Annotated in this window: 6 protein-coding genes; all 6 read left to right on the top strand. The window is 46.2% G+C overall.

The window, feature by feature from the left end:
* Nucleotides 1-382 precede the first annotated feature (382 nt).
* A complete protein-coding gene (locus PKI34_10520; GenBank protein ID HNS18242.1) occupies nt 383-1,132 on the top strand; it encodes a LytTR family DNA-binding domain-containing protein in 750 nt (249 codons plus the stop codon).
* Nucleotides 1,133-1,375: 243 nt separating this feature from the next.
* The gene (locus tag PKI34_10515) at nt 1,376-3,040 is read left to right on the top strand and encodes an FISUMP domain-containing protein (protein ID HNS18241.1); all 1,665 of its coding nucleotides are present in this window, start codon (nt 1,376-1,378) and stop codon (nt 3,038-3,040) included.
* A 106-nt stretch (nt 3,041-3,146) separates the two neighbouring features.
* Nucleotides 3,147-3,650, top strand: coding sequence for a T9SS type A sorting domain-containing protein (locus PKI34_10510; GenBank protein ID HNS18240.1), 504 nt, complete (start codon nt 3,147-3,149; stop codon nt 3,648-3,650).
* Nucleotides 3,651-3,662: 12 nt separating this feature from the next.
* Nucleotides 3,663-7,151 (top strand): FISUMP domain-containing protein, encoded by a 3,489-nt coding sequence (locus PKI34_10505; protein HNS18239.1) that lies wholly within the window; start codon nt 3,663-3,665, stop codon nt 7,149-7,151.
* Nucleotides 7,152-7,671: 520 nt separating this feature from the next.
* A complete protein-coding gene (locus PKI34_10500) occupies nt 7,672-7,800 on the top strand; it encodes a hypothetical protein (protein HNS18238.1) in 129 nt (42 codons plus the stop codon).
* 326 nt (nt 7,801-8,126) lie between these two features.
* Nucleotides 8,127-8,435: a GIY-YIG nuclease family protein gene (locus PKI34_10495; GenBank protein ID HNS18237.1), complete on the top strand. Its 309-nt coding sequence runs from the start codon at nt 8,127-8,129 to the stop codon at nt 8,433-8,435.
* The last annotated feature ends 201 nt before the right edge of the window (nt 8,436-8,636 follow it).

Here is an 8,636-nt window from a genome sequence, read left to right as displayed (position 1 = left end):
GGCACGCGAAACATTTGGCAGGTCCCTCGCTGGCGCTCGGGATGACGGCACGCGAAACATTTGGCAGGTCCCTCGCTGGCGCTCGGGATGACGGCACGCGATAAATCAAAGTAGGAAGCGGCGCGGCACACCATTGAAAATTTACAGATGTGTGCCGCGCCGCTTCCTTTATTATCTCCCGTGCACGTCATCCCGAACGAAGTGAGGGATCTGTCTCCCTTGAGATTACGTTACTGACTATATCCCTCTGCCGCAAATATGTGTAGCTGAATTATCCTCTATTTATTTCGAATATAGCATAATGTATATTTCAGTATATTTGAAAATTGTTCCAAATTTTTTTCCCGGATTATCACGAATGGTATTCATCAATCATCAACGCATGCCATCCCGATACCGAGCCATTATAGTGGATGATGATCCGGAAGCACTGGATATCCTGGAAAATTTGCTGGTGGATCATCAGGAAATCAAGGTAGTTGCAAAAGAGAGCAACGCAGATGAGGCCTTGAAAGCCATTATCCGACATAATCCCGATCTGATCTTCCTCGATATCGAAATGCCCGGCAAAGATGGATTTGAACTGGTCAGGGAGATGCGGGACTATCACCTGAATCCTGTTATTATTTTTGTGACTGCGTTTAATCAATATGCCATTAACGCCTTTAAGGTTGCAGCATTTGACTATCTGATGAAACCAGTTGACAGGGATGAACTTGCCCGATGCATGGCGCGTCTGGCAGGGGAAGAAAAGAAGAAAGCTTTCCCCGAAAGGATTGACCTCCTCCTTGACCAGACGGATCCAAAGAAAAAGATCCGGATACACTGCCGCAGCGGCTATTTCTATTATTTTCCAAATGAGATCCTTTACCTGGAAGCCGACAGCAGCTATACGAATATCTTTCTGACCAATGGCCGCAAGCAGGTCATCACCATTAACCTGGGCACATTAAGCCAGGATCTTCCGGCCCAGTTTGCCGGTATCAGCCGTTCTGTCGTCATTAACCTGACCTACCTGAAGCATGTGGATCATAAGAATCTGACCGCCGGCCTTATCTGTGACGATATCCATCTCACCCTGAAGATCTCCAGAAGCTACCTTCAGAAGATCATTCATCCCGGCAGGGATTAGATCCATATCCATCGCACCCGGTGGCCGTCGGCCGCCACGCAACACCGGACTCCGTTCGCTGGGGAAAAGGGGCCATTCGCTAGGTTACCCCTGCCGTTCCTCAAATAAACCCTGCAGGGCGATCATTCAGTGAGAAAATCCATTATTTTTTCACGAGGGAATAACAGTGTAAATTCATACCAATCTATTTCCTAAGGTCCATGAAAACTGATATCCTCAATGCATCAGTAAAACCAACCTACTATGAAAAAATCAGTATTCACTAGTATGATTGTACTCATCTCTCTGTCCCTCTTTGCTCAGGCGCCGCAGGCCTTCAAGTACCAGGCCGTGATCAGGGACAAGGCCGGGCAGGTCCTTTCCAACCAGGTTGTCAGCCTGCAGGTCAGCATTTTGCAGTCTGCGGTGGATGGCCCGGAGGTTTACCGGGAGATGCATTCGGTAACGACCAGCGAACTGGGACTAGTCAGCATCGAGATCGGAAAAGGCAAGAATCCCACCGGCAGCCTTTCCTCCATTGATTGGGGTGCGGGGAGCCACTTCCTGAAACTTGAAATGGACCTGGAAGGCGGGACTGATTTTGAGCTAATGGGCGTTTCGCAGCTGCTTTCGGTCCCCTATGCATTGTATGCCGAGAAAGCGGGCAGCGGGATGCGGGAGGCGGATCTGGACTGGGAGGTGAGCGGCAGCAATGTGTTCACGGGTCATGGGGGAAGCTTTCCTTCGGGCAATGTCGGCATCGGGAACAATGCGCCCGGATCGTTGCTGTATGTGGCAAAGAACACGGGCGAGCCGACCATCACCGTCCGCAATATGGGGGGAGGAGGTGGAGCTACTTATTCGATGATCGATGATCTGAGTGGTGCGAACTGGAAGTTCAAGGCCACGGCGTTCGGAGGTTTCAAGATCCGCGACCAGGCCAACGCGATGGATGTGCTTACGATAGAGCCGAACAGTGAGGCGAATACGATCTACATCAAGACAGGCGGCAACATTGGGATTGGTAAGAACGCTCCGGTTGAGAAACTGGATGTGGCCGGCAGGGTGCGGTCCGATCAGGGATTCAATGTCAATGGCACAAATGGGTTGAATGATACCTTAAATCAGGTAACAGCTTTTGATTTTACAAACGACAAGTTGAAGTACCGGACGCTGATCTATGCGGGTGGTATATTGATCTATACCAGTGCCGAATCCGGGTGGGTTGCTGCTGTTGGAGGTTATATCTTATCCGGACAGCCCTTTGAATGCGGGTGGACATTAGATGATTCCCGTGACGGGCAATCGTATGCTACGGTACTGATTGGTACGCAATGCTGGATGGCGGAAAACCTGAATGTGGGGATAAAGATCAACAGCACAACGGGCGGATACCAACAGACCGACAATGATACTATAGAAAAGTACTGTTACAACAACGATGAGGCGAACTGTGACATCTATGGAGGTCTGTACGAATGGCCAGAGGCGATGCAGTATGTGACAACGGAGGGAGCGCAAGGCGTATGTCCGGTGGGATGGCATATTCCAACAGATAATGAATGGAATATCCTGGAAGGGACGGTTGACAGCCAGTATCCGGTAGGAAATCCGGAATGGGATGACACAGGGTGGAGAGGAATGGATGCAGGAGGTAATCTTAAGGAAGTCGGGACTTCCCACTGGTCTTCACCGAACACATTGGCAACCAATTCCAGCGGATTTACAGCTCTTCCGGGGGGTGGTCGCAACCACTCTTCTGGTAACTTCTACTACCTTGGCCCCAGTAGTTATTTCTGGTCTTCCTCACAGTTCAGTGGAGGCGCCGCTTGGCGACGTAACCTTGAATACAACCATTCCAATATTAGCCGGAACAGCTACGATGAAGATTACGGGTTTTCCGTCCGCTGCCTCAAAGATACACCCTGAGCGCAGCGAAGGGTCTGTTGATTCATTGATTCATTAAATTTCGCCGCAGGCGGAACAAAACCGATACATGGGTAACACAATTGAACTCACTTCAAATTTTACAAAGATGAAACACTTACTTCTTTCTCTTTTCCTGATTATGAACCTGACATTGTTTTCACAGGCACAATCACTGATTCCTGATGTCATTGCCACCGCCGGGGATATTTTCTTCAGTAAGAATGGTTCGCTGAGCTGGACGCTCGGAGAAGTGGCCACTGAGACCATTTCTGCTGAAACCAGCCTGCTGACCCAGGGATTTCACCAGTCGTATCTTCAGATCCTGAAGGTGAATACACCGGATGATCCGCTGGTGGATGTTACGGTCTATCCCAATCCGGTAAATGACCTGCTGACCATCGAAATCACCACAGCTGAGAAAGATCCGCAGATCAGTCTTGAGCTGTTCGATTTCACGGGACAGCATATCTATGAGCAGACCATCCGGAGCCAAACCTTAACAGAGCAGCTGGATGTGAGCCGGTTCAGTTCATCGCTATTCATCCTTCGGGTGATCAACCTGAAATCGCATTATACGGAATCGTTTAAAATCCATAAGATCAACTTCTAAAATCATCCTGTTATGAAACGAATGTTACTACTCATTGTCATGGGGTCACTGATGATCCTTGTTGTGGCCCAGGCACCTCAGGCCTTCAAGTACCAGGCTGTGATCCGGGATAAGGCCGGGCAGGTGCTTTCCAACCAGAATGTCAGCTTGCAGGTCAGCATTTTGCAGTCCTCGGTGGATGGCCCGGAAATTTACCGGGAACTGCATTCGGTTACTACCAACGAACTGGGACTGGTAAGCATCGAGATCGGAAAAGGCAAGAACCCCACCGGCAGCCTGTCTGCCATTGACTGGGGTGCCGGGAGCCATTTCCTAAAACTCGAGATGGACATGGAAGGAGGAATCAATTTTGAGCTGATGGGCGTCTCGCAGCTGCTATCGGTCCCCTATGCATTGTACGCAGAGAAAGCGGGAAGCGGGATGCGGGAGGCTGATCTTGACTGGGAGGTGATTGGCAATGATGTAGTGACCGGTCACGGAGGAAGTTATCCAACCGGCAATGTGGGCATTGGTAATAACGCACCGGGATCATTGCTATATGTTGCAAAGAACACGGGCGAGCCGACCATTACCATCCGGAACCTAGGAGGCAGCGGAGGGGCGACCTATTCCATGGTGGATGATCTCAGTGGTGCTAACTGGAAGTTCAAGGCGACCATGTACGGCGGCTTTAAGATCCGGGACCAGGCAAACTCAAGGGATGTATTTAGTATTGAACCTAATAGTGATGCTAATGCACTCTACATTAAAAGTGGAGGTAATGTTGGTGTTGGTACAAACGCTCCGGACTCATCAGCTGCTCTTGATGTATCAAGTTCATCAAAAGGCTTCCTTCCTCCCAGAATGACCGCTATCGAACGGGATAATATTGAAAATCCTGCTGTGGGACTGATGATCTACAACCTGGATTGCCAGTGCATCAATTTTTTCAATGGAGCAAACTGGGTTTCTTACGGACAGGATCCAAACCTGGACTTCGAATGCGGTGGTCAGCTGACAGATGTCAGGGATGATAAAACGTATTCAACTGTTCAGATCGGAGATCAATGCTGGATGGCGGAGAATCTGAACCTTGGAACCCGGATTGATGGTGATCAGGATCAAACAGACAACGATATTCTTGAAAAGTACTGTTATGATGATATTCCTGCGAATTGTTCTCAATATGGGGCGTTATATCAGTGGAATGAAATGATGGGATATGACACAAACAGGTTTAATACCGGTATTTGTCCCGACGGGTGGAGATTGCCCACAGCAGCTGAATGGGATTCCCTGGTCATCTTACTTGGTGGGGAATCAGTTGCAGGTTATGAATTGAAAGAAAATGGCACAACAGGCTTTGAAGCTTTGCTGGGCGGAGAACGATCAGACGATGGAAACTATGCAGATATAAACATCAAAGGATATTTCTGGACTGCAAGTCAAGTCAACAATACACAAGCAACATACCGATATCTGACTGGCGGAAACGCTGGATTCCTCCAGTCAAATGCGTTAAAGACAAATGGCATGGCTGTCAGGTGCATAAAAGGATTGCCCACCCGCATTGATTCCATGGTTGTGGTGATCGATTCTATGACTTACCAGCTTCTCAGTGATAGTGCAGAACTTGCTCAGGGTATTTATAGATATGAGCTATTGCGTCGGCCAGATGAAACCATAATAACAAAAAATATTATTGTCGGCCTGACGGATGAAGGATACCTGCGTAAAGTGGATAGTGTTTTTCAGAACCGGGGTGAACTTACACTTCACACATCAGACGCAACACTTGAGGATATGTATGAAATAACAGAGCAAAAGCCAGAAACAGGTCTCATTCCTGGAGAAGATGGTAAAATATTAAAGATTAAGACTTTTATTGATGGCTTGACCCTGGTACTCACGCAAAACGGGATTAAGTGTGAATTTGATGATGTTATTATATATCAGGATGATGATGATGACCCCAAATTAACTCTTAAAGTTTCAGATGGTTATGTGCTTTTTGAGCCTAATTTTGTCCTGCAATTTGATATTGAAAACCGTGACCTTAAAAGATTTGAGTTTGGAACGGATGACGCTGTCTGGGAAGAAAGTTATTCATTTAACCTTGAGGTCTCTGATGAGTTTCAATTGGATGAACCAATTGATATAACTATTGCACGTTATAAAGCCAAGATTATCATACCTACAGTGGTGCCTATTGTTTTAGTTTTCGAATTTGACCTTAAAGCAGTATATGATTTCACAGTGGGGGGTGAGTTTATTGCCGGCCTTGACTACACTAAGTCCAACCGCATGACCTTTAAAATGACCTATGAAAATAACCATTGGAGAAAAGATTTCAATATCACAAAATCAACTTCTGTTGATCCATTTATTGAAGGGCAGGTTGGGATACACCAGGAACTTAAATTTGTACCTGAAATAAGTGTAAAACTCTATGGGGCTGTTGGGCCTTACTTCAATACTCCACTCTATGAAAACTTTGATTTAAACATGAATATGATCGAAGGGGATTGGGATGCAGGATTTAAAGTAGGTGTGTCAGGAAATCTTGGTGTTAAAGCAAAGGTTCTTGGCAAAAAGATATTTAATGTTTCTTTTCCTAAATTATTCGGTTATGAAAAATACTTATGGAATGTCCCGGATAAACTGGTTTATATCTCCGGAGACAATCAGACGGGATTGACAGGTGAGCAGCTTGTGGATCCATTACAGATAAAAGTAGTGGATAACCTGAATCTTCTCTGGCCAATGATACCTGTTCATTTCGATGTCACAGATGGCGGGGGTACCGTTTCGCAGGAAACTGTCACGACTGGTATTAATGGTATCGCTCAGACAAACTGGACGCTTGGCCCTAATGAAGGAGAGAATACCCTTGAAGCATCTGTTGTAAGAGCCGATGGTACTCACGTAAATAACTCTCCAGTGATTTTTTCAGCTAATACGGAGGACAATCCAAGTAATCTCCCATTTGAAGACTGCTTTGAATCTGGGGATTTTACAGTAAGTGATTGGACTGTTACAGGTAACGCTACTATAAGTAATCAATCACCAGCAGAAGGTATTTATTGTGTAAGAGGTCTTACTAATTGGGGTATTAAAAAAGACATCTATTCAATTACTGATAACATTGTCACTATTGAATATTTTATGAAAGCATCGCAAATAAATAAAAATTGCGTAACATTCTCTCTATTTGATGCATCTGGAAACGAATCTACACGCGTACACTATCGACACACTGGTTATATTATTGCTTACGATGGAACCCAAATTACAAACTTGATGACCTACATTTCTAATACATGGTATTCAATGAAAATTATTCTTGATATGAATACTAAGACATATGATGTTTTTATTGACGGACAGCAAAAAGCTAACGATTTCGATTTTGTCTCAAGCGAATTTTTATTTCCTTATAGATTCCATTGGTATAGCGGTGAAGACTATAATAGTATCGGTTGGATCGACTGTGTTCGTATTTATCCTAATACTTTAAGGTAGGACATAATTAGTAATAAAGGGTCCGTTGATTAATTGATTCATTAAATTCCTCCCCAGGCGGAAGTGGCGAAGAGGATGGCGATACGCTGAGGGCGTACAGATCCCTCGCTGCGCTTCGGGATGACGACACGCGATAAATCAAAATAGGAAGCGGCGCGGCACACATGTGAAAATTTACAATGGCGTGCCGCGCCGCTTCCTTTAATACCCCCTTCTCGGTCGTCATCCCGAACGAAGTGAGGGACCTGTTTCCCTCTCCGTACCCGTCATCCAGAGCTTCGCGAGGGATCCTTCTCAAAAAGTTCAAAGTGACAGGGTACAAAACCGCCTTAATCTGGATTAACAGATAAAAACCATGAAAGAGAGCTATATTTATATCCTGAGTAATAAGAATCGGTCGGTTTTTTACACCGGTGTTACAGCTAATTGGTCGGGCAGGATGAGATCGCATCTAGAAGGTAACGGATCAACTTTTTGCAAAAAGTACAATGTAAGTGAGTTGATTTATTAGGAGTTATTTATGGATATCACATATGCCATCAGAAGGGAGAAGGAGATAAAAGGCTGGCGCAGGGAGAAGAAACTGGATCTCATCAAACGACGGAATCCGGAGTTGAAAAATTTACTGGAAAGAGGGAACAAATTATGATCTAACGAGATATTCAGAAAGGTCCCTCGCTGTGCTCGGGATGATGATGCGCGGAAACATTTAACAGGTCCTTCGCTGGCGCTCAGGATGACGATGCGCAGTAAATCAAAGAAGGAAGCGGCGCGGCACACCATTGTAAATTTTCAGATGTGTGCCGCGCCGCTCCCTTTAGTACCTTGCGGCCCCGTCATCCCGAACGAAGTGAGGGATCTGCTTCACCGCCCCCTCCGGACCCGTCTTCCTTAGCTTCGCGAGGGACCCTTCCCAAATAAGTTCAAAGTGACAGGGTACAAAACCGCTTTAATCCGGATTAACAGATAAAAACCATGAAAGAAAGCTACATCTATATTCTGACGAATAAGAACAGGACTGTTTTTTACACAGGTGTTACAGCCAATCTATCGGCTAGGATGAGCTCGCACTTGGAAGGCAATGGATCCGTTTTTTGTAAAAAGTACAATATAAGGGAATTGATTTATTACGAGTTATTTATGGATATTACAGATGCCATCAGAAGGGAGAAGGAGATCAAGGGCTGGAGTAGGGAGAAAAAACTGAACCTTGTCAAAAAGCGGAATCCGGAGTTGAGGGATTTGCTTGAAAGGGGGAAGGGTCCTTCGGTGCGCTCAGGATGACAGTTCGTGATAATTTAGGGCAGCGAGCGGCGCGGCACACATCTGAAAATATCCAATGGTGTGACGCGCCGCTCGCTCTAATCTCTCTTTGCGGCCCCGTCATCCCGAACGAAGTGAGGGACCTGTACCCTGTACTTTGCGGCCCCGTCATCCCGAACGAAGTGAGGGACCTGTACCCTGTACTTTGCGGCCCCGTCATCC

The organism is Bacteroidales bacterium (assembly GCA_035342335.1).
In the GTDB taxonomy this organism is placed as follows: domain Bacteria; phylum Bacteroidota; class Bacteroidia; order Bacteroidales; family JAGONC01; genus JAGONC01.
The sequence above is the reverse complement of the archived record's forward strand: the minus strand, read 5'-3'. Positions and strand labels throughout refer to the sequence as shown.

Bases quoted from the DNA above. Each gene is read 5' to 3' on its own strand.
- PKI34_10520 (HNS18242.1), top strand. From the start codon at position 383: ATGCCATCCCGATACCGAGCCATTATAGTGGATGATGATCCGGAAGCA.
- PKI34_10515 (HNS18241.1), top strand. From the start codon at position 1,376: ATGAAAAAATCAGTATTCACTAGTATGATTGTACTCATCTCTCTGTCC.
- PKI34_10510 (HNS18240.1), top strand. From the start codon at position 3,147: ATGAAACACTTACTTCTTTCTCTTTTCCTGATTATGAACCTGACATTG.
- PKI34_10505 (HNS18239.1), top strand. From the start codon at position 3,663: ATGAAACGAATGTTACTACTCATTGTCATGGGGTCACTGATGATCCTT.
- PKI34_10500 (HNS18238.1), top strand. From the start codon at position 7,672: ATGGATATCACATATGCCATCAGAAGGGAGAAGGAGATAAAAGGCTGG.
- PKI34_10495 (HNS18237.1), top strand. From the start codon at position 8,127: ATGAAAGAAAGCTACATCTATATTCTGACGAATAAGAACAGGACTGTT.